Source organism: Curvibacter sp. EU05-FHT14A10, assembly GCF_058791075.1.
The window spans coordinates 36,226-62,569 of sequence record NZ_JBYTDE010000006.1 but is presented as its reverse complement, the minus strand read 5'-3'; the positions used below and the strand labels follow the sequence as shown (position 1 = coordinate 62,569).

Here is a 26,344-nt window from a genome sequence, read left to right as displayed (position 1 = left end):
CGTTCACGCGCAGAGGTGCTGACATGAGCCTCACCATCCGAGCCAAGATCATCCTCACCTTCGGGTTGTTGATCGTGACGCAGATCGCCGGACTGTTGGCGGATCTGTTGGCGGACACCACCACCGTTTCGGCCAACGGGTCGTTCCTGGGCAACTTCAGCCGCGCCCCGCAATGGGTCTCGGTACTGATCTGTTTGGTGGCGGGCCACCACTTCGACCGGGTCATCTGCGGCGGCCTGAACCGCCAGGGCCTCAAGTTCAAGGCCTTGACCGAATCGCTGGACCTCCGCATGCGCGCCAACAGCCCGCGACCAGACGAGTTCGGCACCTCGGCCAAAGCCTTCGACCGGCTTCTGGACAGCCTGGAACAGGCCCTGGCACGCATCCGGACGGCCACCGAATGTGTGAGCCTTGCGACTCAGGAGATCTCGGCCGGCAACCTGGACCTCTCTGTCCGGACAGAGCAACAGGCAGCGGCCCTGGAGCAGACCTCGGCCAGCATGAGTCACGTTGCCGAAGCTGTCAAAACGAATGCCGCTCGGGCCCAGGCGGTTTGCGGCTTGGCAGAGGCGGCCCAGCACCTCACCCAACAAGGTTGGACGGCGGCCCACCAGATGAAGAACACGCTGGACAGCCTGAGTGGCAATTCGGAGACGATCACGGAGATCACCAGCGTGATCGAAGGCATCGCCTTCCAGACCAACATCCTGGCCTTGAACGCGGCCGTCGAAGCAGCCCGCGCCGGAGAGCAGGGACGGGGCTTCGCGGTGGTGGCAGCAGAGGTGCGCAACCTGGCCCAGCGCTCTGCCAGCGCAGCCCAGGACATCAAGAACGTCATCGCCACGTCGGTGTCCGATATCCGGGATGGGGCGCAACAGGCGCAACAGGTCCAGACCCTGGTTGAGAAGATCCAGGCCTCCGTGAAACAAGTGACTGAACTCACGGCGAGCATTGCCAGTTCCTCGTCCGAGCAAAGCCTGAACATCGATCAGATCCATGAAGCGGTCCGGCTGATGGACCAGACCACGCAGCAGAACTCTGCATTTGTGGAGGAGATCGCTGCGGCCGCCAGCTCCCTGGACGAGCAATCGAAGAGTCTGTTGCACACCGTGGGCGTCTTCAAGCTGCGCGTCGCCGTACCGACAATCGGGGGGCCGGCCATCAGCCCGCATGAATCCTCGCAAGCGCTTGAGGGCGCCGTGACCTCATGACTGGCGATGCCGAATCCCACAAGGGATGAGCGTCAGAGTTCATGACCACATGGCGTGCGGCACCGCTCAGGCGACTCCGACCCAACCGCCAACACCATCAAGGTGATGGCCCTGCAAGTGAGCAACGGCCTGGCGTTTCGGGTGGTGGCCCAACAGGGCGCATTCCGGGCCGTGCTGAGCGCCTGAGGCGGCCAACACGGTGGATTGGGGCCCCCACGCCGTGGCCTTGCCAAGCCCAACCGCCCCAATTCAGTGCGTTTTCGTCTTTTTCCATCCACAAACCCTGTTGAAAATCATGGAATGAAAAAAAAAAAGGTGTGCGACCCCCGGTTGATGGTTTTTTGGTGCCGTATGCGCGTTTAATCGGTTGGCGCGGATTTTTAATCCAAGCAGCTTGCGGTGAATGGCCAGGTTTTCGTCTGATTTGTGCGTTTTTCGGGACTCCATCGCTTTGTCAATGTGTTTTTTAGGAGTCCCAAAATGGGCAACAAACTGTATGTCGGCAACCTGCCTTATCAGGTTCGTGACAACGATCTGGAACAAGCTTTCAGCGAATTCGGCACTGTCACCAGCGCCAAGGTCATGATGGAACGTGACACCGGCCGTTCGAAGGGCTTCGGCTTTGTCGAAATGGGCAGCGACGCTGAAGCGCAAGCCGCCATCAACGGCATGAACGAACAATCCCTGGGTGGCCGCAGCATCACTGTGAACGAAGCCCGTCCGATGGAACCCCGCCCGCCCCGTAGCGGTGGCTTTGGCGGCGGTGGTGGCGGCGGCTACGGCGGTGGCCGCAGCGGTGGCGGCGGCTACGGTGGTGGCGGCGGCGGCGGTTACGGCGGTGGCCGTAACGGCGGCGGCGGCGGCTACGGCGGCGGCAACAGCTACTAATTCACACCAGGCCTATGGCCTGTGAATTGAAGATACCCCTCTAGCAGGGGTATTTTTTCGTCTGTACGGTATCGAATGGGCCGCATTCGGGGCGCCCCCAACCCAAGCCGGCACGGGCAATTCAGCAATCCCGACCCGCACTCCTGTCAGGATTGGGGTCTCAGGCTGACGCCAGAGCGCGTCGCCCCAGCCCGGTGCCAACCTCAAGCTCGGAAAACCAGTTGATGAAGCGCTGTACATCAGCGCCCTGGTAGATTGAACCGTGCTGCGGGCACAGCATGTCCAGGCCCAGCGCGCTAGCACGCTCGCACCAGTCCAGCACAGCCTCGCGCGAACCCATCCAACGCTGGTGGAAGCCACGCGCATAGCGGCAGTGTCGATCGAAGTCCTGCACAAACAGGGTGTCTTCCTCGGGCGGCAGCATGGCCGCACCCACGTCACCCGTGAACAGGATGCGGGCCACCGGATCATGCAGATGGAAATTCCCAGACGAATGCAGGTAGTGCGCCGGCATTGCCTGCAGCGTGAGGGTGCCCAGCTGCAGCGTTTGGCCCTCGTCTGGCAGGCAGATGAAAGTGTCCGCATCACCGCCGTAATGCGGCAAGAAGGTATGCCAGATCTTCGAGGCATAGCACTTGAGCGCCGGGTTGAACTCCAGCCACAAGGCCAGCGAGCTGACCACGTCGGGATCCTGGTGCGAAGAGAAGATCCAGCGCAACGTGCTGGCGTCAGCGCCATTGGCCAGCGCTGCGAACACGGCCGGGAAGATCTCCATGCCACCCGGGTCGGTCAGCAAGGACTCGCGCCCGTGGCTGACCAGGTATTCGTTGGTGTCGATCAGGGCCGAAGCGCGCTCCGGATCTCGCGCGATCACCGCCCAGCGGTGCGGGCCTTGCTCAAAAAGGGTTTCCATTCGCTTCATGACGCCAGATTCTCCAGAGGTGTTTTCATGCCGCCCAGCACGTCGATGATGCCGGCGACGGCCTGGCCCAGGTCGATCGCCACCTGGGTCAATTGGGGGGCCATGTCTTCGGCATGGGCCGCTTCGATGAGGGCGCAGCGCGCCAGATTGCGTCCGGCGTCGCACAAGTGCAGGGCCCGAGCCACCGCATGGTTCAGGCCCTGACGTTGTCGGCCCAGGCGCTCGCGGGTCAGGGCCGCGTCGCGGTTCATGACGCTCACGAGCGCCACCAGCCGCGCATCAGGCCGTTCGAGACCAGCCGCGGCCTGGCGCAACTGGCCTTCCAGGCGCCCACGCTGGCACAGCCGCCCTACCTCGTCGCTCAACTCGGCCACGGCGGCGGCCACACGCAACATCAGGCTGGCCAATTCGGTCGAGAAAACCCGCATCTGTGCGGCCGCGGTGCGAAAGCCGCGTGCCTTGCGACGGGCCTGATGCGCGCTCAGCATGGCGTTGAGCGCCGCCAGATCGACCGCGGCAGCACCTTCAGCCACGCGCTGGGTGCACAGGCCAAGCTGCACCACAGCCTCGAGCCGGCGCTGGCTGTCCGCCGTCGGCAGGTCAGGGGCCTGGGCAGCCCGGGCCGGGCTGGGCCGGGGGACGGCAGATGGATCAAACATGACAGCATCCTAGGGACACCCGCTGGCGAACGGTATCGGTGCGGCACTGATTCGAGCCTCAGCCCGCTCTGATTCCGACTCAGGAAAGCCTGAGCATGGGGTCACTCAGTCGCTCTGGTGGGCGACATAATTGACACTTTTGCTAACAAATAGATAAGCGAGTGGCGCGAGTGTTCGACCTGCGAAAGATGTCCCTGCTGGGCCGGCTCGGTCACATCGGGGCCTGGGCCGCGTTGCTCTGGATCGTGGTGCTGATGCTGCTCCAGCTGAGCACGTCACTGCGCACGCTGTGGCCCGCGCTGGCGGCACCCGAACTGAATCCGGTGTCCTTGCTGGCGCTCGGCCTGCCTCCGCTGGCCCAGGTGTTGCGCCCGCACGCGCCGCGCCTCGCGGCCCTTGCGATCCAGGCCGGCCTGGGCCTGGTCGGGCTGATGTTGCTGGAATGGGGCTTGCGGCTGGACAGCGCCGTCTTGCTATCCAACAGCGTGGTCGATGGGGTCTCGATGGCCGGTCGTTATGTGCTGGCAGGTTGGCTGCTGCTCAGTGGCCTGGCCGCCTGGGCTTTGCAGCGCCCGGGCCACACCCGGCTGAGCGTGGCGCTGTCTTTGCTGGCCCTGCTCAGCATGGGCGACAGTGCCCTGGCCGTTTTCACCCTCACCTGCTGGCTGGTCTTCGGCGACGTCCCCGGGGCCTCGCTGCTGTTCAGCCTGCCGGTGCTGCTGGCGCTGCTGTGGTTCGGTCTGGCGCTGGTGATGATCGCCTTGGGCGAAATCGACCGCCAAGGCCGGTCCGCGCCCGACCAGGGCTACCGCTGGGTGTTCGCGCGCAATCTGGGCTTGTTGCTGACCACCAGCGTGCTGGCTGGCCTGGCCGCCGCGGCGGTGGTGTCGGCGCAGTCGGCCGACCTGCTGACCGAGGGCCTGCGAGCCCGGGCCGAACGCCAGGCCCGGGTGCTGGAACGCCACGTGGGGCGAGCCGCCGCCCTGGTTTCGGGGGCTTACCAGCAAGCCTGGGCACAACCTGCCGCCACCACCACTGTGGGCTGGGATCGGGGCGGTTTTCTCCGCACGCTGCAGAGCCAGGGTGAGCACATCGAACTGGCAGCAGACGCCCGAGAGGCAGTCCGTCGACACTGGGCCACCGCAGCACCGGTTCTGCGCACGGCGGAACTCACGGCCAGCGTACTGACCAATGGCCGGGTACGCATCGAGCTGCCCGCCAAGGGGCGCCAAAGTGGTCTGCAAGTGCAGCTGCAACTGTGGTCCGAAACGGGCGAAGCCCGAACGGAGAGTGATCGACAGCTGCGGCAGCCCTTGCTGATCTGCCAGGCCGGTGAGCAAGACCTTCTTTTATGCTCGGAGTTTGATCCGGGCAGCGATGGTGCACCGGCTGCCGCCGAACGCTTCACCGTTGCAGCGCCAGGCTGGCGCGAGCAGGGCCACCGCCTGGTCGAATTGTCGAGTGAGGGTCAGCGCCTGGGCCTGGGGGCACTGGCGCCGATCGGCGACGAAGGCAGCTACCTGATGCTGCGTGTCGGCGCCGCAAGCCTGTTCCGCGCTGTGGGTGGGCCCATGTTGCTGGCCATGCTGCTGCTCAGTGGCCTGGCATTGCTCGGAGCCGCATGGAGCTACTGGCGCCAGTTGCCGCGGCTGCGCCAGCTCTACCTGTCCCATGCCCAGTCTCAGGCCACGCTGCACCACCTGCCACTGGCCACGCTGGTGCTGGATGCCCAACAGCGCGTGATCCGAGTGAATCCGGCGGCCGAGCGTTTGCTCGGAGCGCCGGCGTCGCATTGGCTGGGCCTGCCGGTGGCTGGAGTGCTGCCCGACTGGCCACGCCGCATCGACCTCAGCCCCCTGGCAGACGGCACCTCACAAAGCCACAACCTGGATCTGCTGACGGCAGACAGCACGCGTGTTCCGGTTGAGGTGCTGCTGGCAAGCTACACCTTGCTCGGGCGGCGCGGCATCTTGGTCATGCTGCGCGATCTTCGCGCTGAGTTGGACGCTGCGCGCACCATGCGGCGCTGGACTCGCGTGTTCGAGGACTCGGGCTGGGGCGTGGTGATTGGCTCGGTCGGCCCGAGGCCGGTGCTGGAACTGGTCAATCCTGCCTATGCCCGCATGCTGGGCTACCGCCCCGAGGAACTGGTAGGCCAGCCAGTGCGCCAGCACGTGCCGGTTTCGCACTGGGAAACCATGACACGCCTGCGGCGCGGGGCCGAGCTGGGAGGCAGTGTCCAGGGTGAAATGCGCCACCTGCGCCGTGACGGCAGCGAGATCCCGACCCTGGTAAGCATCTCGGCGGTGCGGGATGACTCGGGCGCACTGCTGCACTTCGTCGTCAGCGTACAAGACATCAGCGCGCTCAAGAATGCAGAGCAGACCGCCACTCGCCACGCTTTGCACCTGCGCGCCGTGCTGGACGCGTTGCCGGTGGGCGTGTGGATCGGCGATCTGCACGGCCAGACAACACAGACCAACCCGGCCGCCCGGCAGTTGTGGCTGGGCGACTCGGCACAGCAGACGCCCGACTGGCGCGGTTCCGGAGCGCTGCCGATACAACACGACTCGCTGATGCGCCGCGCAGTGGTGCTGCGCGGCACGCTTGACAGCGGACTGGTCGACTTTGACCGTACACCGGGCGAACGGCGCAGCCTGCTGACCACCGCCAGCCCGATGTTCGACCCGCAAGGCGAGGTGATCGGCGCCATCGCGATCGACGAGGACCTGAGCTCGCTACGCCGCAGCGAGCTGGCAGCCCGCGCCGCACATGACCTGCTGGAGCGCATCCTGGACGCTGGCGTGGTCGGCGTGGCACTGTGTGATGCCGTTGGCCGGGTGCTCCGCCACAACCTGGCCTGGAACCTGTTGATCGGACCGGACGCTGGGGCCGATGTGCTGCACAGCTGCCTGGAGCCCGACGATGCTCTGTTGCAGAAGAACCTGATCGCGCGCGTAGCGCGTGGTGAACTGCCGACCTATGTGAGCGAACATCGCATGCACCGGGTGGGGGGCAGCCTGGGCTGGACCTTGCTGATCGTGTGCCGACTGCCAGCGACCCTGGGCGAGGAAGACCGCGTGCTGGTGCAGGTGCTCGATGTGGATGAGCGACGCCGCAATGCCGAAGAGCTGGCCAGCAACCACCTGCGCCTGGCAGCGGCGCAGAAGCTGGCCGGCATCGGTGACTGGCAGTGGGACAGGGAAAGTGGCCAGTTCAGCTGCTCGGATCAGATGCTGCGCATGTTGGACAAGAGCCTGGCCGCCTCCCGCGAACTCTCGCGTGAGCAATTGCTGGCCCACGTGCACCCGGATGACCGAACAAGCCTGGCCAAGGCATTGGATCAGGCGTGGCGCCATGGTGGGGGCCTGGCACTGGACATGCGCCTGATCCGCAGCGGAGGCCCCGAGTTGATCGTGCACATGCACGGCACAGTACAGCGCGCACAAGGGGCGATGAGCATGAGCGGAACAATGCAGGACATCAGCGAGCGCAAGCGCATCGAATCTGAACTGCGCGATTCGCGCGAGCGGCTGCGCGAACTGGTGGCCTACGAGAGCGAGGTGATCGAGCAGGAGCGCAAGCGCATCGCGCGCGAGGTCCATGACGAGCTGGGCCAGTTGCTGACGGCGCTGCGAATGGACCTGTCGATGCTGCGCGGCCAGTTGGAACCCGGGGGCGCCAGCGCCCAGCGCGCCGCCCAGATGCGCGAGACCATGGTCACCATGACCGAGGTGGTGCGCCACATCGCCTCCAATCTGCGACCGGCGGCGCTGGACCTCGGCCTGGTGGCCGCCATCGAGTGGCTGGCCGAAGACTTCTCGCTGCGCTGGGAAACCCGGTGCGAGTTGCAGTTGCCGCGCGCGGAGGAAGGGGACCTGAGCAGCTTGTCCGAGGCAGCCTCACTGGCCCTGTTCAGGGCCGTGCAAGAATCATTGACCAATATCGCAAAGTACGCGCGCGCCACTGAGGTGGTGATTGCACTGTCCTGCGAGTCGGGACAACTGCGCCTGTGCGTGAGCGACAACGGCTGCGGCTTCGACCTGGCCGAGGTGGCTGCGCGCCGTGGCGGCGGCCTGGGCCTGCTGGGCATGCGCGAGCGCATGCACGCGCTGGGCGCCCGGCTGCAAATCGAGTCCGGCTCCGGCGGCACCCTCATCGACATCAGCTACAACATCGGCAGGAGTCTGGATTCATGAACCCGATCGACGTCATCGTCACCGACGACCACAGCATCGTGCGCAGCGGTTTGCGCCAGCTCCTCAGCAGTGCCCCCAACCTGCGGGTGGCCGGCGAGGCCGCCGATGGCCATGCGCTGCTGGAGTTGCTGCGCCACACCCGTGCCGACGTGGTGCTGCTCGACCTGTCCATGCCCGGCCTGAGCGGGGTTGACCTGATCAAGCGGCTTCAGCTCGATCACCCGGACCTGCCGGTGCTGGTGCTGTCCATGCACGTTGAGGCGCAGATCGTGGCCCGGGTGCTGCGCGCCGGCGCGGCCGGCTACGTGACCAAGGACTGCGAGCCCAGCGCCCTGATCGGCGCGGTGCGCAAAGTGGCGGCCAAAGGCCGCTACATTGATCCGGCCCTGGTCGATTCTGTGGTCTTCCACGGCGCCCTCAACCCGGGCTCCGACTCTCCGCATGAACAGCTGTCGCCGCGCGAACTGCAGGTTCTGGAGCGCATTGCCGCCGGCCAGCCCCTGGGCCTGATCGCCGACGCCCTGCACCTGAGCCCGAAGACGGTGAGCACCCACAAGATGCGCTTGATGCAGAAGCTGGCGTTGCAGACCAATGCCGACCTGCTCAAGTACGCCCTGCGCCATGGCATCACCAGCCACTGAGGCCGGGGTCAGGATTTCCCGACAGCGAATCCGGCATGACTGAACGGGGCGTGAGGCCAGCCCCGACAGACCACCCCGGCAGGCTCAGGCAGCATCGGATGTTGTAGCGTGCCGCATGGCGGCCCTGTGCGCACATCAGGTCCCCAGCCCTAAACCCCAGGAATGCCCATGGATCAGAACGAACTCATTCGCCGGCTGTCGGGCGAGTATCCCTATCGGGTGCTGATGATCGACGACGATCCGCTGCAACGACTGCTGATCGAGGAGATCCTGGAGCCGCCGCAATACCATCTCACCTATGCACCGGGCGGCCTGGATGGCCTGGACTGGCTGCGCCGGGCCGAATTCGACGTGGTGCTGACCGACCGTCGCATGCCCGGCATGGACGGCGACGAGTTCTGCCGCCGGGTCCGTGGTGAGCTCGGCCTGGCGGTGCAGCCCATCCTGATGATCACCGGCAGCACGGCGGCCGAAGACTTGATGGGCGGCCTGTCTTCAGGTGCTGACGACCTGTTGCGCAAGCCCTACCTCCCGATGGAGTTGCGCGCCCGCGTGCAGGCTGCGGTGCATCGCAAGCGCATCACCGACCAGCTCGACAGCACGGAATCCACCCTGTTCGCCCTGGCCCGCATGGTCGAGGCCAAGGACGAAAACACCGGCGATCACTGCTCACGCCTGGCGCACAAGGCCGTGTTGCTGGGACTGGAGCTGGGCCTGTCAGCGGCCGAGCTGATGGCGCTGCGCCGCGGCGGCGTGCTGCACGACATTGGCAAGCTCGGTATCCCGGACGCGATCCTGCTCAAGCCAGGCCACCTCACGCCAGAAGAATGGGTTGTGATGCGGGAACACACCACCATCGGCCACCAACTGGTGTCGCAGCTCAAGAGCATGCGCCTCACCGCGCCGATCATCCGGCACCACCACGAGCGCTGGGACGGCAGCGGCTATCCCGACGGCCTGGCCGGTGAATCCATTCCCTTGCTGGCGCGGGTGTTCCAGCTGGTCGACATCCACGACGCGCTGATATCGCCACGCCCCTACAAAGAGGGCATGAGCTCCGAGCACGCATCGGCCATCCTGGCTGAGGAGGCCGAACGCGGCTGGCGTGACCCCTACATGACGCGCCGCTTCCTCGACCTGGTGCAGCGGCGCCCCGAACTGGCCAGCATGAGCACGCCACAGGCCGATCCGGCCAACGACGACCTGGGTGTGCGGCTGTATGCCAGCATGACACGCCGCAACTGAAGCCCGTGCGGCCCGCTTTCCTCGACTTTTAGCCATCCATGCCGACCTTCCAAGTCTTTGTTGCCAACTCCCGTGCCGAATGGCGGCGCGCCCTGCCCCTGCTGGTGCTGATCCCCCTGGTCTGGCTGCTGGAGCAGACCTCGCTGAGTGCCCTGCCCCAATTTGCCCGAATGGGCTTTCTGGCCGCCCATACCAGCGCGGAAGTTGTGGCGGTGGTCCTGGCCTCGCTGAGCTTCGGCCTGCTCTGGATGGCCCCCGACAGCCCCCGCCGGCCTGCCTCCGTGCTGCTGGCGGCCGTGATGGGTGGAGCAGCTGTGCTGGACTTCCTTCACATGCTGTCCTATGACGGCATGCCGCCTCTGGTGACCCCTTCGGGGGTGGAAAAAAGCATCGCCTTCTGGCTGGCCGGGCGTGCGCTGGTGGCCTTCGGCCTGGTGGTGATGGCCATCACCCCGCCAGCCACACGCGCGCAACGCGGATACCCACGCCTGTCGCTGGGCCTGGTGGCCTGTCTGGTCACGCTCAGCAGCGCCCTGATCCTCTTCTGGCCCGATCTGCTGCCGCGCACCTTCGAATCCGGCCAGGGCCTGACCGCCGCCAAGGTCGGTAGCGAAATGGCCCTGATCGCACTGCTGCTGGCAACGGCCCTGCGCCTGGAATACCTCGGCCGCCGCGGCGCTGGCGTACCGATGACGGCCATGGCCATCGCGGCGGTCCTCTCGGCCATCGCCGAAGGCTGCTTTGCCACCTACAGCAGCCCGACGGACATCTTCAATGCACTGGGGCACATCGCCAAGATCGCGGCCTATGGCTACCTGACCCGCGCGGCCTACCTGCTGGCCGTGCGCCAGCCGCTGCAAGCGGCCGGCGGCATTGCCGACGCCTTGCAAGCCACACTCAACCCGGCCCTGATCTGTGATGAGGACGGCACCATCGTCTGGATGAACCCGGCCTTTGTACAGGTCACCGGCTACGAAGCCCAGGCCTTGCTGGGTCGCGCGTTCGACGTGCTGCGGGTGGCTGGCGACGAGCAGGCCTGGGCCCAGATGCGTGAGGCGATGATCCAGGCCCAGCCCTGGAAGGGACAGGTTCAGGTGCGGCGCCACAACGGCAGCATCTACCTCGATGATCGCAGCGTGACACCGATGCGGGGCTCACAAGGCCACCTGAACGGGTTTGTGATCCTGGGCGACGACATCACCGAGCGGCATCGGGTCGAGCGGGAACTGATCGCCAGCGAAGAACGCATGCGAGCCCTCCTGAGCTCGGCCCCCGACGCCGTCGTGGTGATCGACGCGCAGGGCCACATCCAGATGGTCAACCACGCGGTGGAACGAATGTTTGGCTTCAGCAGCGACGAACTGCTGGGCGCCAATGTCAACCTGCTGATGCCCGACGGGGTGGCGCGCCAGCATGACGGCTTTGTGCAGCACTACATGGACACGGGTGAACGCCACATCATTGGCGTGGGCCGTGACATGCAGGCGCGCAGGCGCGACGGGCGCGAACTGCACGTGCAACTCACCGTCGGCGAGGCCCGCCTGAGCGAAGGCTCGGTGTTCATCGGCTTCATGCGTGACATCAGCGAGCGGGTGCAGGTACAAAAAGCACTTGCCGAGCGCGAGGCGCGCTATCGAGCGCTGATGGACACCGCACTCGATGGCGTCTGGATCTGTGACGAACACGGCCGCTTTCTCGAGGTCAATGACGCCTATGTGCAGATGTCGGGCTACAGCCGCGCCGAACTGCTGCGCATGCGCATTCCCGACGTCAATGCCGATGACCAGCCCGGCCATGTGAGCCGCCACATCCAGATCACACTGGTGTCGGGTCATGACCGCTTTGAGACCCAGCACCGGCGCAAAAGCGGCGAGCACTGGCCGGTGGAGATCACCACCAGCCGCTCGCCGCTGGGCGATGGGCACTTCTTTGTCTTTGTGCGCGATCTGTCCGAGCGCCGTGCTGCCGCACAGGCACTGCGGCAGAGCGAGGAGCGCTTTGAACTGGCATTGCGGGGCACCAATGACGGACTGTGGGACCGCAACCTGATCGACGGCAGCGTCTATCTTTCGCCACGCTGCGAGGAAATGCTGGGCTACCAGGAGGGCGAACTGAGGGTCAACGCCGAGACCGCCTCGCGCCTGATCCATCCCGCCGATGCACTTGCACTGCACCTGGCGCTGGGCGACGTGGTGGCAGGGCGCAGCGATGAACGCTTCGAGATCGAAACCCGGCTGCGCCACAAGCACGGCCATTGGGTCGACGTGTTGTCGCGGGGCCAACTGCTGCGGGATGCCGCGGGCACGCCGGTGCGCATGATTGGAACCGTGCGCGACCTGACCGAGCGCAAACGCGCCGAGCAGGCCCTGTTCGAGAGCGAAGACAAGCTGCGCTCGCTGTTCGAGCTGTCGCCGCTGGGCATTGCGCTGTGCACACTCGACGGCAACCTGGTCGAGTTCAACGAAGCCTACCGAGCCCTGACCGGGTACAGCGCCGAGGCCTTGCAAAGCCTTTCGTACTGGGACCTCACGCCGTCAGAGTACATGCGCGCCGAGGCCGAACAGCTGAAGATGGTGGCACGCATCGGACGCTACGGCCCCTACGACAAGGAATACGTTCGCGCCGACGGCAGTCGCGTCCCGGTACGCCTCAATGGTGTTCGCATCGAACTCGGCGGTCAGGCCTATCTGTGGTCGATCAGCGAAGACCTCACGGTGCAGCGCCGCATCGAAGCCGAGCGCCAGGCTGTTCAACAGCAGCAGATGCAATCGCAAAAGCTGGAGGCGCTGGGTCACCTCACGGGCGGCATCGCACATGACTTCAACAACATGCTGGCTGGCATCATGGGCCTGGCCAGTCTGGGGCTGGAGCGCTATGTCAGCGATCCTGGTGGCAAGCTGGCCGGCTACTTGCGCGAGATCGTGCGTACCAGCGAGCGCGGGCGCGATCTGGTCGCCAAGATGCTGGCCTACGTGCGCACCGAAGAACCCGAGGACGTGGCGCCGCGCCAACTCGGCGCCATGGTCAGCGAGATGTTCGACATGCTCAAGTCCTCCATTCCGAGTGGCATCCTGCTGAGCTACAAGGCCGATCACTCCCTGCCCGCGGTGCGCATCTCGGCGGTCGACGTGCAACAGATCGTGATGAATCTGGTGATCAACGCGCGCGATGCGCTGGGGGCCAGCGGCCACATCGACATCCGCCTGCTCAACGCCCAGTTGGCTGCGGAATCCTGCAGCAACTGCCAGGGAATGGCCCACGGCCGCTTCGTGGTGCTGGAGGTGACCGACGACGGCCCGGGCATTGCACCCGAGGTGCTGCCCAAGATCTTTGACCCCTTCTTCACCACCAAGGGCGTGGGCAAAGGCACCGGCCTGGGGCTGTCCTCGGTGGTGGGCCTGGTGCACAAGGCCGGCGGCCACATCCAGGTGCATGACAGGACGCCGCATGGCACCGCCATGCGGGTGCTGTTGCCGGCGGCGCAGGATGTGCCAGTGGACGAAGTGGCGCCACGCCCGACACTCGAGTTCGTGTCCGGCGAGGCTATCTGGGTGGTCGACGACGATCCGGCAGTGCTGGTGTTCCTGAGCGAGCTGTTGCGCGAACACGGCTTCACCGTGTCGGCCTTTGCCGATCCACGCCAGGCGCTGGCGGCACTGGGCGAGGCACTGCGCCCAGGGCAGGGCGCGGCACCGCCGGCAGCATTGATCACCGACCAGACCATGCCCGGCATGTCGGGGGTGGCGCTGTTCAAGGCCGCCCAGGCGCTGTGTCCCTCGCTGGGCGTGATCATCTGCACCGGCTACAGCGAGTACATCGACGCCGAATCGGCGCGCCAGATGGGAGTGCGCCACTTTCTGCGCAAACCTTTCGACTCACACGAACTGCTGGAAAAGCTCGCCGACATGCTGGGCCGCGACAAGGCCTGATGCCCGAGGCCCCGGGCCGGCATCTCGCCCGGTCCGGGGTCAGGTTTTACTGACGCGATTTCAGCGCGCTCTGAGGACATGAAAAGCCCTCGCCTTATAGCGCCGCCAACCGGTCCTCCCTAGCATCGGTTGCATGAAGCCAGAACCTTCTCGAAACACTCTGCCCGGTCTGGGCGCGGGCGCCCTGGCCTGGCTGGCCTGGCCCCTGATCGTGGGCGCCATCGGCGCCCTGGCCTGCCTGCAACTGGGCCGGCCGCTGTGGGCAGGGGGCCTCGTGCTGATGGGCCTGCTCGGCGTGGGCGGAGGCTGGCGGGTGCTGCGCCAACCCCCACCGCCCCCGCTGGCACAAGAGCTCTTGCGGGACCTGGAATCCCTTTGTGCGCAGGCCCTGCCGATCTGGAGCCGACAGATCGACAGTTCGGCCTCGCAAAGCGAGGTGGCCATCGGCGCACTGGCACGCCAGTTCGGCGCCATCAAGGAGCGCCTGCAGCAGACACTGGGCCTGTTTACCCAGACCGGTGGCGAAGACGGGGGCAGCGCGGCCGTGTTCGCCTCAGCCCAGAGCGAACTGCGCCAGATGGCCAGCGGCCTGCAACTGGCGATGCAAGCCAAGGAAGAGATGCTTTCAGGCATCCAAGGCCTGGGCGGTATTGCCACCGAGCTGCGCGAGATGGCAGAACTGGTCGGCTCAATCGCCCACCAGACCAATCTTCTGGCCATCAACGCGGCCATCGAGGCGGCCCGCGCCGGCGAGCAGGGGCGAGGTTTCGCGGTGGTGGCGCACGAGGTGCGGCGCCTGTCAGCCCTGTCGGCGGACACCGGCCGCCAGATCACCAGCAAGGTCGGCTCGGTGGGCCAGGCCATTGGCCAGATCATCGAGGCCTCGGACCGATTTGCAGAACGGGACAAGCAATTGCTGCAAAGCTCCGAGGCCACGATCGAAGGCGTGCTGACCCAATTGCGTGGCGCGGTTCAACAACTGGAGCAGCGCAACGACGTGCTGCAGCACGAGACCTCGGCCATCGACGGCGACATCAGCGAGGTGATGGTGGCGCTGCAGTTCCAGGACCGCACGGGCCAGATCCTGCGCCACGTGCAAGGCGACCTGCAGCGGCTGGAGTCTGACCTGCAGTCCCGGGCCCTGCACCCCGACACACGGTTGGACCCGCAGGCCTGGCTGGACCAATCGCGGAGCAGTTACACGATGCAGGACCAACTGGACAACCACGGCCAGGGTGGCGGCGCTGTCGCGTCCGCACCGGCCGGCGAAGAGATCACTTTTTTCTGAGGGAGCGGATAGGCAATGGCAAAGACAGTCTTGATCGTGGATGACTCCATCAGCGTGCGCCAGGTGGTTGGCATGGCGCTGCGCGGCGCAGGCTACGAGGTGGTCGAGGCCACCGACGGGCACGACGCCTTGCGCAAGCTTGACGGTCGCAAGATCCACCTCGTCATCAGCGACGTGAACATGCCCCAGATGGACGGGCTGACCCTGCTGCGCCACATCAAGGCGCTGCCCGCCTACAAGTTCACACCCGTGATCATCCTGACCACCGAAACCGATGCGGCCAAAAAGCAGGCAGGCCAGCAGGGTGGCGCCAAGGCCTGGGTGGTCAAGCCCTTCCGCCCCGATCAGCTGCTGGCCGCCGTGGCCAAGCTGATCCTGCCCTGAGGAGCGCGGCATGGACATCATTGCCGAAGCCGGTGCTGACACGCTGCGCCTGCGCCTGCAGGGCGACTGCAACATCTACAGCGCTGGTGAACTGCGCAGCACCTTGCTGGAACGCCTGCGCGAACAGGCGGAGCTGGAGCTCGACCTGTCGGCGGTGACCGAATTCGACACTGCCGGGCTCCAGGTGCTGATGGCGGCCAAGAACTTCGCCCGCCTGGGTGGCCAGTCACTGCGCCTGAGTGGGCATAGCCCGGCCGTGCTTTCGCTGATCGCCCTGTACGACCTCGCAGACTGGCTTGGCGACCCGCTGGCGGGCACCGATGGCGAGGCCGTTGGCCGGCGCTGAGAAAGGGACCCCATGGAATTCAACGATGTGCTGCACACCTTCTTCGCCGAGAGTCGCGGCCTTCTCGGCGAGATGGAAAGCGCGCTGATGAGCCTGGAGCGCGAGCCCGGCGATGCGGAGGCGATCCACGCGGTGTTCCGCGCCGCCCACACCATCAAGGGCTCGGCTGGGCTGTTCGGGCTGGACGATATCGTCGGCTTCACCCACCACGTGGAGACCCTGCTGGACCGGGTGCGCTCAGGCAGTCTGAACCTGCAGGGTGACATGGTCAGCCTGCTGCTGCAGTGCGGCGACCACATTCACCGCCTGATCGACGTCGCTGGCGACACGGCCGGTGAACGCGACGACGGTCTGCCGATGCTGGGCCTGGCCCTGGTCGAACGGCTGCACGCCCTGGCCCCGCTGGACGCGGCCGCCTCGCCGACCTGCACCGCCCCCCCCGTGGCGCAAGCCAGCACCCGCAATGACCAGGACCTGTGGCATCTGTCGCTGCGCTTCTCGACCGGCCTGTTCCAGGAAGGCTTCGACCCCGCCCCCTTCATTCATCACCTGCGCACCCTGGGTCGCGTGGTGCACATCAGCACCCTCAGCACCCAGTTGCCAGCGCTTGAGACGATGGACCCAGAGTCCTGCTACCTCGGTTTCGAGATCCGTCTGGCCAGCGCCGCCAGCAAGCTTGAGATCGAGTCGGTGTTCGAGTTCGTGAGCCAGGACTGCGAGCTTCGCATCCTGCCGCCCGACAGCCGGGTCGACGACTACCTGCGCCTGATCGAGGCCCTGCCGGCCGACCGGCTGCGCCTGGGCGAAATCCTGCAGGCCTGCGGTGCACTGACTGCCCACGAGCTGAGTCGGGCGCTGGCGGAGCAACAGGCAGAGCCCGACGCAGAGCGGGCCCCGCTGGGCGAGATCCTGGTCGAGGAGCGCGCGGTGCAAGCCGAACTGGTGCAAGGCGCCATCGGGCGCCAGAACGAACTGCGCCAACGCCAGTCGCAAGAAGCCAAGATGATCCGCGTGCACTCAGACAAGCTCGACGCGCTGATCAACCGGGTGGCCGAGCTGATCATTGCCAGCGCTTCGGTGAGTGTGCAGGCCACACGCAACCAGGACCGTGCACTGCGCGAAGCGGTGTCGGTGATGTCGCGCCTGACCGAAGACGTGCGCGACGGCGCGATGCGCCTGCGCATGGTGGAGATCGGCGACACCTTCAACCGATTCCGCCGCGTGGTACGCGACGTGTCCAAGGACCTGGGCAAAGAAATCGAGCTGCACATCAGTGGCGGCGACACAGAACTCGACAAGTCGATGGTGGATCGCCTGGGCGACCCTTTGACCCACCTGATGCGCAATGCCATGGACCACGGCCTGGAAGCCCCCCTGGACCGACTGGCGGCCGGCAAGCCTGCGGCCGGGCGGCTGGAGCTGCGCGCACGCCATGAGGCGGGCGGCATCGTGATCGAGGTGGCGGACGATGGTGCCGGGTTGAACCGCGAACGCATCCTGGCCAAGGCACGCGAAAAGGGCCTGCTCACCACCGAGGCCCACCTCAGCGACGCCGAGGTCTGGGCGCTGATCTTCGAGCCTGGTTTTTCGACTGCCGAGCAGATCAGCAAGTTGTCGGGACGAGGTGTTGGCATGGACGTCGTGCGGCGCAGCATCGAGGCCTTGCGCGGCACGCTGGACATCGAAAGCGTGGCGGGCCGGGGCACGCTGTTCCGCATCCGCCTGCCGCTCACCCTGGCCATCATCGACGGCTTTCTGATGGCCGTGGGCGAAGCCCATTACGTGGTGCCACTGGATGCGGTGCTGGAGTGCGTGCAACTCGGCACCGAAGCGCACGACTACACAAACCTGCGCGGCGAGGTCCTGCCACTGCTGCGGCTGAGGCGCCATTTCGGGCTGCCGGGCCGGGCGACGCGGCGCGAGAACGTGGTCGTGGTTCAACTCGGCACCCGCAAGGCCGGCCTGGTGGTGGATCAGCTCAAGGGCGAATTCCAGGCGGTGATCAAACCTCTCGGGCCCTTGATGGAGGGCTTGCCCGGTATCTCGGGCTCAACCATCCTGGGCAGCGGCGAAGTAGCGCTGATGCTGGACATACCGGCCCTGGTCAACCAGGCCTCATGGAGCGCCTCGCAAGAGGCCCGCTCCGTGTTTTCAACCCATTGATTCTCGGAGCATTCCTTATGTTGAACAATTTTCGCATCGGCCTGCGCATGGGCCTGGGCTTCTTCCTGGTGATCGCCGTGTTGCTGGCCACGGTGGCCACGGCCGTCTTCAAGATGAGCCAGATCAATGACGATATGCAGACCATCGTCAACCGACGCTTTCCGAACACCATCACAGCCAACGCGCTGATTGATTCACTCAATGTGGCCAACCTGGCCATGCGCAACATCGTGCTGTCGCGCGAGCCCGCGGTGGTCAAGGCCGAGTTGGAGAAGATCGCCAAGATCCGCAACAACTTCACCGAATTGCTGAACACCCTCGACAAGGGCATCAGCACCGAGACCGGCAAGATGCTCCTGTCGCGCATCAAGGAGAAACGCGCCAAGTTCGGCCAAGGCCTGGTTCAGTACCTGAGCCTGGTCGAGGCCGGCAAATTCGACGCAGCCACCGTGCTGATGGTGACCGAGATGCGCGATGCCCAGCGTGAGTACGAAGGGGTGGTCAATGAAATGATCCAATACCAGGTGGGCATGGTGAAAAAGGCCGGCGAGCAGGCCGATGCCCAGTACCAAGCCACCCGCGAGCTGATGGCCATCCTCGCGCTGGCGTCGGTCTTGGTGGCCCTGGCCGTGGCGTATGGCGTGACCCGCAGCGTGACGCGCCCGCTGGGCGAAGCCACGGCAGCGGCGCGCCGTCTGGCTGAGGGGGATCTGAGCGCCCGCATCGAGGTGCGTGGGCGCGACGAGGTGGGCCAGTTGCTCCAGGCCATGGGCGAGATGGTGGCCAAGCTGGCCCAGATCATCGGGGAGGTGCGCGCCGCTTCCAACAGCCTGTCCAGCGCATCCGAACAGGTCTCGTCGACCGCACAGTCGCTGTCTCAGGGTGCCACCGAACAGGCGGCCGGCGTGGAAGAAATGTCGGCCACCATCGAACAGGCCAGCGCCTCGATCCAGCAAAACGCAGAGAACGCGCGCGTCACGGACGGCATGGCGGCCCACGCGGCCAGGGATGCCGGTGAGGGCGGCGAGGCCGTGAAGCTGACCGTCGGCGCCATGAAGAGCATCGCCGGCAAGATTGGCATCATCGACGACATTGCCTACCAGACCAATCTGCTCGCACTGAATGCGGCCATCGAGGCCGCGCGGGCCGGTGAACATGGCAAGGGCTTTGCCGTGGTGGCCGACGAAGTGCGCAAGCTCGCCGAGCGCAGCCAGGAGGCGGCACAAGAGATCGGCGAGCTGGCCACCAACTCGGTCGAGCAGGCCGAACGGGCAGGCAAGCTGCTGGAGGAGATGGTTCCATCGATCCGCAAGACCTCCGACCTCGTGAAAGAGATCGCCGCAGCCAGCGAAGAGCAGAACACCGGTGTCGCCCAAATCAACACCGCCGTCAACCAGCTCAACCAGACCACCCAGCAAAGCGCCTCGGCCAGCGAAGAGCTGGCCGCCACAGCCGAGGAAATGAGCTCCCAGGCCGAGCAACTGCAAAGCCTGATGGCCTTTTTCAAGCTCGGTGCCAGCGAGATCGCGCCTGCGGCACAGCCGCCCGAGAACCGCGCCACGCCCCGCCCGGCCGTGGTGCCTGCGCTGCGCCGGAATGCGGTGGCAATCACCTCGCCGGGCCCTGACTTCGTGCGTTTCTGAACAAGGGGTTGCGATGAGTACAGCCTTGGCCGAACGTGACCGCGGGGCCCTCTCCGGCACCCACAAGTACCTGAGCTTCACCCTGCAGGGCGAGGTCTATGCCATGGGCATCGAGCAGGTGAAGGAGATCATCGAATTCGGGCCCATCACCCTGGTGCCGATGATGCCGGCCTTCATGCGCGGGGTGATCAATCTGCGCGGCACGGTGGTGCCAGTGATCGATCTGTCGCGCCGCTTCGGCGGCGAGCCCAGCGTGGTCGGCCGGCGCACCTGCGTGGTGATCCTCGAGCTGCCCGCCGGTGAGGCGTCGGACCTCGGGCCACAGGTGATCGGGGTGATCGTCGACGCCGTCAATGCGGTGCTGGACATCGCCGCCGCCGCCATCGAGCCGCCGCCAAGCTTCGGCACCGGCATCCGGCCTGACTTCCTGCAGGGCATGGGCAAAGTCAAGGAGCGCTTTGTGCTGATCCTGAACGTGCACAAGACCTTGTCGCTCGAAGAGCTCAAAGACCTGCGCAACGCCCCGGCCCACGAGGCCCTCACCTGATCGCGCAAGCCGCCTGCTGGCCCCCCCCCGCACGCAGGCGGCGCACCGCGCCGCCAAATGGAGATGGCAGCACATGCACAGCCACAGCATCAACACGCATCGCACCGCGGAGGCTGGGCCATGAGCCGCGCCCTGCAACCAGGCGCCGCGCCCGCAGGATGGGTGCTGGGCGACACCGAGTTCGGCCTGTTCCAGCACTGGATACACCGGGTGGCCGGCATCACCATGGGCCCGGCCAAAAAGGCATTGGTGGCTGGCCGGCTGGCACGGCGCGTGGCCCAGCACGGTCTGGGGAGCTTCGAGGCCTACTTCGAGCTGCTTCAGCGCGATCCTCAGGAACACCAGCTGGCAGTCGACCTGCTGACCACCAACGAGACCCACTTCTTTCGCGAGCCGGGGCATTTCGAGCTGATGCGCGACACGGTGCTGCCCCAGCACCCGGCAGGCCGCCCGCTGCGCGTGTGGAGCGCCGCGTGCTCTACGGGGCAGGAACCCTATAGCCTGGCCATGCTGATGGCCCACGTGCTGGGCGCGGCGCCCTGGGAGGTGCTTGGCACCGACTTGTCGACCCGTGTGCTGGAGCGGGCCCGCCAGGGCTTGTACGACACGGCGCTGGCACGCGAGATCCCCGAACCCTTTCTGCGCGCGTTCTGCTTCAAAGGTGTGGGGGCACAGCACGGCCGCTTTCTGATCGCGCCCGAACTGCGGCGCCGGGTCCGCTTCGAGCAGGTCAACCTCAATGAGACCTTGCCCGACTTGGGCGATTTCGACGTGATCTTCCTGCGCAACGTGATGATCTACTTCAACGATGCCACCAAGCGCAGCGTGATCGAACGCCTGCTGCGGGCACTGCGGCCCCGGGGCTGGCTGGTGGTCGGCCATTCGGAAAGCCTCAACGGGATCAGCCCGCTGCTGCAAGCGCATTCGCCGTCGGTCTATCGCAAGCACGCATGACCGCCACACCCTGGACCCCGAGGCCAGAGAAGATGGTCATGCCCGGCGAGGTCTGGTTCGGCCAGGGCGAACAACGGGTCGGCACCCTGCTGGGTTCGTGCGTGGCTGTCACGCTGTGGCACCCCAAGACCCAGGCGGGCGGGCTGTGCCATTACATGCTGCCCGAACGCGGCCCGACCGCCCGAGGTCTGGAACGGCGGGTGCTCGATGGCCGCTACGGGGACGAAGCCCTGGCCCTGCTGCTGGCCGCAGCCCGGCGCGCCGGCTGCACGCCGACCGAGTGTGAGGTCAAGCTGTTTGGCGGCGGGCGCATGTTCGCCAGCACGGCGGGCGGCGGCGAAGCGCTGCAGGTGCACCTGCGCAATGTCGAGCAGGCCCACCGGCTGGTGCGCCACCACGGTCTGCGCGTGGTGGCGCAGCACCTGGGTGGACAGGGATATCGGCAACTGCGGCTCGACCTGAGCAGCGGCGATGTCTGGCTGCGGTTCTCGCCTTGCGAGGGATTCGACGAAGGCGTGGCAACAACAGGAGCACAGGCATGAAGCAAATACGCGTGATGGTGGTGGACGACTCGGCAACGGTGCGCAAGGTGCTCACCCAGGTGCTGTCGGCGGTGCCGGACATCCAGGTCATCGCCACAGCGCCCGATCCGCTGTTCGCGCTCGACAAGATGAAGCGTGACTGGCCCGACGTGCTGGTTCTGGACGTGGAGATGCCGCGCATGGACGGCATCACTTTCTTGCGCCGCATCATGGCCGAACGACCCACGCCGGTGGTGATCTGCTCCACCCTCACCGAAGCCGGAGCACAGACCACCTTGCAGGCACTGGCAGCCGGCGCCGCCGGCATCGTGACCAAGCCCCGAAGCGACGTGAGCGGCTTTCTGGTGGATGCCTCTGACGACGTGGTCTCAGCGGTCCGCGCGGCCAGCCGGGTCAACCTGAGCCGATTGCGCAGCACGCCGACGCGCACACCCCTGAAGCCCCTGCCCATGGCCGCCGTGCCCGCGCCGGCCGCGCGCCCGCTGTCTGGGCCCACCATGCCGGATGCCCTGCATGAAACCACCGATCGCGTGGTGGCCATTGGTACCTCGACGGGTGGGACCCAGGCCTTGGAAGAGATTCTGGTCGCGCTGCCACCGACTGCGCCCGGCATCGTGGTGGTGCAACACATGCCTGAGAAGTTCACCGCGGCCTTTGCAGCGCGGCTCAACAGCCTGTGCGCGGTCGAGGTGCGCGAGGCCCGGCCCGGTGACCGGGTGCTGAGTGGGCGCGTGTTGATTGCGCCAGGGCGTCAGCACATGCAGCTGCGGCGCAGCGGCGCCCAGTACCACGTCGATGTGGCGCCAGGCCCGCCAGTGAACCGCCATTGCCCCAGCGTGGACGTGCTTTTTCGCTCGGTCGCCACGGTGGCGCGCAACAATGCCCTGGGCATGATCCTCACCGGCATGGGCGACGATGGCGCCCGCGGCTTGCTTCAGATGCGCGAAGCCAATGCCGACACCATCGCCCAGGACGAGGCCACGTGCGTGGTCTACGGCATGCCGCGCGAAGCCGTGCAACTGGGTGCGGCACGGCGCGTGCTGCGACTGGAGGCCATGGCAGGCGCGATCATGGAGTTCGGGCGGCGGCGCTGACCGGCCCCCCGCCCACTCTTGGTCAGGCCATGCCCCCGGCGGTGCCCAACACCCGTGCCACCAGTCCCTGCACTGACCCGTCGTGCCGAAAGCCGGCCGCCTCGGCCGCAGGGGTTTGTAGCGGCGGCTGGCGGCCGAACAGGGCCTCGATGCGGCTGTCGGGCCGGTGCTGGATCAACGCAGCAGCCGGCCGCCCCAGGTTGTGTGCAGTGGCTTCGATGACGCTGGCCACCGGCAGGCACAGCACCGGCAACTGCCAGCAACGCGAGGCCGGCATGGCCGAGGCAGGCAGGCTGGCCGCATGCAAGAGGTTGTCCAGGCAGCAAGCCAGCGACATCCACCAGCACACGGCCTCGGGCGACACCGGGCACTCATAAGGGTTGCCGGCACGCAAGGCATGGAAGATCTGGCTCATGAAGGCAGAGCCGTGCCCGCTTTCCGCAGGCGGCCGGGCCACGATGCCGGGCAGGCGCAGGCTGCAACCGTCCAGCTCGCCGCGACGGGCGTAGTCGGCCAGCAGCAGCTCGCTCATCCACTTGTGGGTGCCGTAGCTGAGCTGGGGCTGCGGCAGCAGGTCTTCGCCGACCGGCCCGGGCCCCAGTGCGCCATAGACGGCCACCGAGCTGGCCAACACCACCCGAGCCGGCGGCGTGCGCCCCTGCCGGGTCAGGCCGGCCAAGTGTTCAAGGAGGTGCACGGTGCCCAGCAGATTGGCCTGAAGGCCGGCCTCAGGCTCACGCTCGGCCAGCGCGCCAGGCATGCTGGCCAGGTGGAACACCTGTTGGGGCGGGTCCTCCGACAGGCTTTGCAGCAAGGCTGCATCGGCGAAGTGGCCGGTGTGTTGGCGATGCCCGGCCCCCGGCGAACCTTGACGAAAGTGCCGGTCGACCAGGGTGAGGCGCAATCCCCCCTGCCCTGCCCCAAGGGGCATCACCCGCAACAAGCGCTGCACCAGCGCTGCGCCCACAAAGCCGTCCGCCCCCGTGATCAGCACATGCATCAGAGGGCTCCGGCAGGGTGGGCCGAGCGGCTGGCCAGACAGCGCGCCATGTCAGCGTCGTACTGCCCGTCCACCAGCACGAACAGCATGCGGCAGGGCCGCCCCGAGCGGTTGGCCCAGGCGTGGTTGGTGCCGCGCTGCACCACCACGCTGCCTGGGCGCAGCAGCACCTCGGAGTCGTCCAGCACCAGGGTCATCTCGCCTTCGATGACCACGCCGTAGTCCACCGACTCGGTGCGGTGCATCAAGGGGTGGGGCGAATCAGCCGCCACAGTGGAGGCACTGGCGTCACCGATCTGGGTGAAGGCCTCTTTCATGCGGCCGGCCCCGGTGGCCAGGTAATCGGCGGTGTCGGGCGGGATGTCGACAAAGCGCAGCCGGGTACCGCCAGCCGGGGGCGGCAGGCGCAACGGGCCCAGGGTGGGGTCGGGGCCGTTGTCCACCCGGGCGGGCGTGGCCTCGGTGCTCCAGACCTCGTGGAAGACGGTGCCAGGGATGGCTTCGATGGCGACCACCGTGGGCAGCGGGCCCTGGCTGCTGACGACGGCCTGGCCGCGCTCGTCATGGCCGGTCACGACGCGGTGGATGGGGGGCAAGGGGTGGGTGTCGGATGGGGTGTTCATGATGTTCAGGGCAGAGGCCGCCAGCGGCCGATTCATTCAGGATCGAAGATGGCCACGGCCCGGGTCCAGCCGGCCGAGGCACCGCGGATCTTGTGCGGGAAGCAGCTGATGGTGAAGCCATGGGGTGGCAGGGCCTCCAGCTGGTGCAGCTTCTCCAGGTGGCAGTAGCCGATGTCGCGCCCGGCCTTGTGGCCCTCCCAGATCAGGGCCTTGTTGCCGGTTTCGGCGATGCGCTGGGCGGTGTAGGAGAAGGGGGCGTCCCAGCTCCAGGCGTCGGTGCCGGTCAGGCGCACGCCGCGCTCCAACAGGTACATGGTGGCCTCGTAGCCCATGCCGCAGCCGGCGTTCAGGTAGTCGCTGTGGCCGTAGCGCTCGCCGGCCCGGGTGTTGACCAGCACGATGTCGAGCGGCTGCAGGCTGTAGCCGATGCGCGCCAGTTCGGCCTCCACATCAGCGGCGGTGGCCACATAGCCGTCCGGAAAATGCCGGAAGTCAAGCTTCACGCCGGGCTGGAAACACCACTCCAGCGGCACCTGGTCGATGGTGATGGCGGGCCGGGCCTCGCCCAGGCGGGCGTCCATGGTGGCGTGGAAGTGGTAGGGCGCATCGAGGTGGGTGCCGTTGTGGGTGGTCAGGGTGACCCACTCGGCTGCGGCGGCCTGGCCATCGGGGTAGTCGGCCGGTACGGTGCCGGGCAGCATGTGCATGAACTCGGGCAAGGTGTCGGCGTGGGTCTGGTAGGTGATGCGCGGCGCCAGCGGAGGCGGGTCGGACAGCACATCGTTTTCCAGGTAGATCGACAGGTCGACCAGGCGGCGGGTGGGTTTGGTGCTCATGGATCGTTGGGGGTGGTCAGTCAGGGATATCAGACTCCGGCCGGCTGAGGGGGCGGGGGCGAGGGGGTCGTCGAGCGCGGGCGCGGGCGCGCTTGTGAGAAACAGATCACGGCACAGGCGGCCATGAGCACGGCCGCGCCGGCCAGGCTCTCGTAGCCGGCCCACTTGACCAGCGTGCCGCCCAGCACCGGGCCCAGGGCGGCGCCCGCCATCATCATGGCCGGCGTGGCGGCCAGGGCCCGACCACTGGGGTCGAGCCGGGCCAGCAGGCCGAAGGCAAAGGTGTGGGTGAAGATCATCACCGCGGCAAACACCGAGGCCGCCGCGGCATAGGGCGCAAACTGCTGGCTTTGCGTGATCACCAGCACCAGCACCGCCTGGGCCAGCGGGCCGCACAGCACCACGCGCTCGGCCGGCCAGCGGCGTTGCAGCAGGGCGGCCAGGCCGGCCGGCAGCAGGTTGACCAGGCCCAGGGCCACCAGGACCGCATTGACCGCCTGCAGACCAAAGCCCCGGTCCATGCCGATGCGCTCGAGAAAGCTGAACATCATGGCCTGCACCACGGCCATGCAACTCACCCCCAAGGCCCCGAGCCAGACAGCCCGGCCCAGCGCCACGCGGGGGCCTGGGGCCGCAACGCCCTGCCCCGTCATCAGCGCGGCGGCGCGTGGGTATGCCAAGCCCGTGGCCACGCAAGCCACAGCCATGACCGCAGCGAACACCTTGAACAGCAGGGCACCGCCCAGGCTCGCCAGCAAGGGCGGCACGGCGGCAAAGAACAGCACGGCGAACACCCCCAGGGCGATGCCGACCAAGGCAAACAGGCGGTGCGGGTTGGCGCTGCGTGCAATGGTGCCGTGGGTGCAACTGAGTGCGGCGGCAGAGCTCACGCCCGCCAGGGCGTGCAGCACCGCCATGGCGGCGTAGTCGGCGGTTTGGGACGCGCCGGCAAAGGCCAGCGCGGCCAGGCCAAAACCCAGGGCGACCGGCAGGCGCCCGGGCAGGCGGTGCAGGCGCGGCGCCACGGCCAGGCTGCTGAACACCGCCCCCACCAGAAACAGGGTGGCCAGGCCCCCAGCCTGCTGAGGGTCCAGGTGGTAGGACGAGATCAGCGTACCCACCCAGACAGGCAGGGCCACCAGATCCAGCATGCCGGCGCAGTGCGCCAGCATCAGCGCCAGGCGGGCCGGCCAGCGCTCGGTCTGGTTGGGCTGCGGGCTTGTGTCGGTC

General features: G+C 66.8%; 21 protein-coding genes and 1 pseudogene. 16 read left to right on the top strand and 6 right to left on the bottom strand.

Translation table 11 applies throughout. From position 1 onward, the window contains the following. The first annotated feature begins 23 nt into the window (after positions 1 to 23). From AC3WUT_RS13025 to rbp, 3 genes and pseudogenes are all read left to right on the top strand, one after another. A complete protein-coding gene (locus AC3WUT_RS13025; RefSeq protein WP_492347498.1) occupies positions 24 to 1,211 on the top strand; it encodes a methyl-accepting chemotaxis protein in 1,188 nt (395 codons plus the stop codon). A gap of 54 nt (positions 1,212 to 1,265) precedes the next feature. After that, positions 1,266 to 1,397 carry a hypothetical protein gene (locus AC3WUT_RS13020; RefSeq protein ID WP_492347497.1) on the top strand — a complete coding sequence of 44 codons (132 nt, stop codon included), beginning with the start codon at positions 1,266 to 1,268 and terminating at the stop codon, positions 1,395 to 1,397. A gap of 294 nt (positions 1,398 to 1,691) precedes the next feature. Then, positions 1,692 to 2,087: pseudogene (rbp, locus tag AC3WUT_RS13015) on the top strand (RNA-binding regulator); the annotation flags it as partial. A 172-nt stretch (positions 2,088 to 2,259) separates the two neighbouring features. Here the strand turns inward: rbp and AC3WUT_RS13010 are convergent. After that, complete coding sequence (locus AC3WUT_RS13010; RefSeq protein WP_492347496.1) at positions 2,260 to 3,021, bottom strand: oxygen-binding di-iron domain-containing protein; 762 nt, start codon at positions 3,019 to 3,021, stop codon at positions 2,260 to 2,262. Further along, positions 3,018 to 3,680 carry a hypothetical protein gene (locus AC3WUT_RS13005; protein ID WP_492347495.1) on the bottom strand — a complete coding sequence of 221 codons (663 nt, stop codon included), beginning with the start codon at positions 3,678 to 3,680 and terminating at the stop codon, positions 3,018 to 3,020. The genes AC3WUT_RS13010 and AC3WUT_RS13005 overlap by 4 nt, the downstream gene beginning before the upstream one ends. A gap of 170 nt (positions 3,681 to 3,850) precedes the next feature. On the opposite strand from AC3WUT_RS13005, the gene AC3WUT_RS13000 reads away from it, so the two are divergent. From AC3WUT_RS13000 to AC3WUT_RS12940, 13 genes are all read left to right on the top strand, one after another. Further along, on the top strand, positions 3,851 to 7,879 hold the full coding sequence (locus tag AC3WUT_RS13000; RefSeq protein WP_492347494.1) for a PAS domain-containing sensor histidine kinase: 4,029 nt from the start codon (positions 3,851 to 3,853) through the stop codon (positions 7,877 to 7,879). Further along, positions 7,876 to 8,520 carry a response regulator gene (locus AC3WUT_RS12995; RefSeq protein WP_492347493.1) on the top strand — a complete coding sequence of 215 codons (645 nt, stop codon included), beginning with the start codon at positions 7,876 to 7,878 and terminating at the stop codon, positions 8,518 to 8,520. The genes AC3WUT_RS13000 and AC3WUT_RS12995 overlap by 4 nt, the downstream gene beginning before the upstream one ends. 168 nt (positions 8,521 to 8,688) lie before the next feature. Beyond that, entirely contained in the window at positions 8,689 to 9,765 is a 1,077-nt protein-coding gene (locus tag AC3WUT_RS12990) for an HD-GYP domain-containing protein (protein WP_492347492.1), read from the top strand. Positions 9,766 to 9,803: 38 nt separating this feature from the next. Next, positions 9,804 to 13,694 (top strand): PAS domain S-box protein, encoded by a 3,891-nt coding sequence (locus AC3WUT_RS12985; RefSeq protein WP_492347491.1) that lies wholly within the window; start codon positions 9,804 to 9,806, stop codon positions 13,692 to 13,694. Between the two features lie 133 nt (positions 13,695 to 13,827). Further along, entirely contained in the window at positions 13,828 to 14,982 is a 1,155-nt protein-coding gene (locus tag AC3WUT_RS12980) for a methyl-accepting chemotaxis protein (RefSeq protein WP_492347490.1), read from the top strand. A gap of 15 nt (positions 14,983 to 14,997) precedes the next feature. Further along, complete coding sequence (locus AC3WUT_RS12975) at positions 14,998 to 15,366, top strand: response regulator (protein WP_492347489.1); 369 nt, start codon at positions 14,998 to 15,000, stop codon at positions 15,364 to 15,366. A gap of 10 nt (positions 15,367 to 15,376) precedes the next feature. Beyond that, positions 15,377 to 15,712, top strand: coding sequence for an STAS domain-containing protein (locus AC3WUT_RS12970; protein WP_492347488.1), 336 nt, complete (start codon positions 15,377 to 15,379; stop codon positions 15,710 to 15,712). A gap of 12 nt (positions 15,713 to 15,724) precedes the next feature. Then, positions 15,725 to 17,875 (top strand): chemotaxis protein CheA, encoded by a 2,151-nt coding sequence (locus AC3WUT_RS12965; protein ID WP_492347487.1) that lies wholly within the window; start codon positions 15,725 to 15,727, stop codon positions 17,873 to 17,875. A 17-nt stretch (positions 17,876 to 17,892) separates the two neighbouring features. After that, positions 17,893 to 19,518: a methyl-accepting chemotaxis protein gene (locus tag AC3WUT_RS12960; RefSeq protein ID WP_492347486.1), complete on the top strand. Its 1,626-nt coding sequence runs from the start codon at positions 17,893 to 17,895 to the stop codon at positions 19,516 to 19,518. Positions 19,519 to 19,531: 13 nt separating this feature from the next. Continuing rightward, complete coding sequence (locus AC3WUT_RS12955; RefSeq protein ID WP_492347485.1) at positions 19,532 to 20,065, top strand: chemotaxis protein CheW; 534 nt, start codon at positions 19,532 to 19,534, stop codon at positions 20,063 to 20,065. A 120-nt stretch (positions 20,066 to 20,185) separates the two neighbouring features. Next, positions 20,186 to 21,019, top strand: a complete 834-nt coding sequence (locus tag AC3WUT_RS12950; protein WP_492347484.1) for a CheR family methyltransferase — start codon at positions 20,186 to 20,188, stop codon at positions 21,017 to 21,019. Further along, positions 21,016 to 21,561 (top strand): chemotaxis protein CheD, encoded by a 546-nt coding sequence (locus AC3WUT_RS12945; protein WP_492347483.1) that lies wholly within the window; start codon positions 21,016 to 21,018, stop codon positions 21,559 to 21,561. The genes AC3WUT_RS12950 and AC3WUT_RS12945 overlap by 4 nt, the downstream gene beginning before the upstream one ends. Beyond that, a complete protein-coding gene (locus AC3WUT_RS12940; RefSeq protein ID WP_492347482.1) occupies positions 21,558 to 22,655 on the top strand; it encodes a protein-glutamate methylesterase/protein-glutamine glutaminase in 1,098 nt (365 codons plus the stop codon). Before AC3WUT_RS12945 ends, AC3WUT_RS12940 begins: the two co-directional genes overlap by 4 nt. A 22-nt stretch (positions 22,656 to 22,677) precedes the next feature. Here the strand turns inward: AC3WUT_RS12940 and AC3WUT_RS12935 are convergent, their stop codons facing one another. The 4 genes from AC3WUT_RS12935 to AC3WUT_RS12920 are packed head-to-tail and all read right to left on the bottom strand — an operon-like array spanning position 22,678 to position 26,286. Further along, entirely contained in the window at positions 22,678 to 23,655 is a 978-nt protein-coding gene (locus AC3WUT_RS12935) for an NAD-dependent epimerase/dehydratase family protein (RefSeq protein ID WP_492347481.1), read from the bottom strand. Further along, positions 23,655 to 24,278: a cupin domain-containing protein gene (locus AC3WUT_RS12930; RefSeq protein ID WP_492347480.1), complete on the bottom strand. Its 624-nt coding sequence runs from the start codon at positions 24,276 to 24,278 to the stop codon at positions 23,655 to 23,657. The genes AC3WUT_RS12935 and AC3WUT_RS12930 overlap by 1 nt, the downstream gene beginning before the upstream one ends. Positions 24,279 to 24,310: 32 nt before the next feature. Continuing rightward, positions 24,311 to 25,114: a cyclase family protein gene (locus AC3WUT_RS12925; RefSeq protein WP_492347479.1), complete on the bottom strand. Its 804-nt coding sequence runs from the start codon at positions 25,112 to 25,114 to the stop codon at positions 24,311 to 24,313. A gap of 29 nt (positions 25,115 to 25,143) precedes the next feature. After that, complete coding sequence (locus AC3WUT_RS12920; RefSeq protein ID WP_492347805.1) at positions 25,144 to 26,286, bottom strand: MFS transporter; 1,143 nt, start codon at positions 26,284 to 26,286, stop codon at positions 25,144 to 25,146. Positions 26,287 to 26,344: the final 58 nt, after the last annotated feature.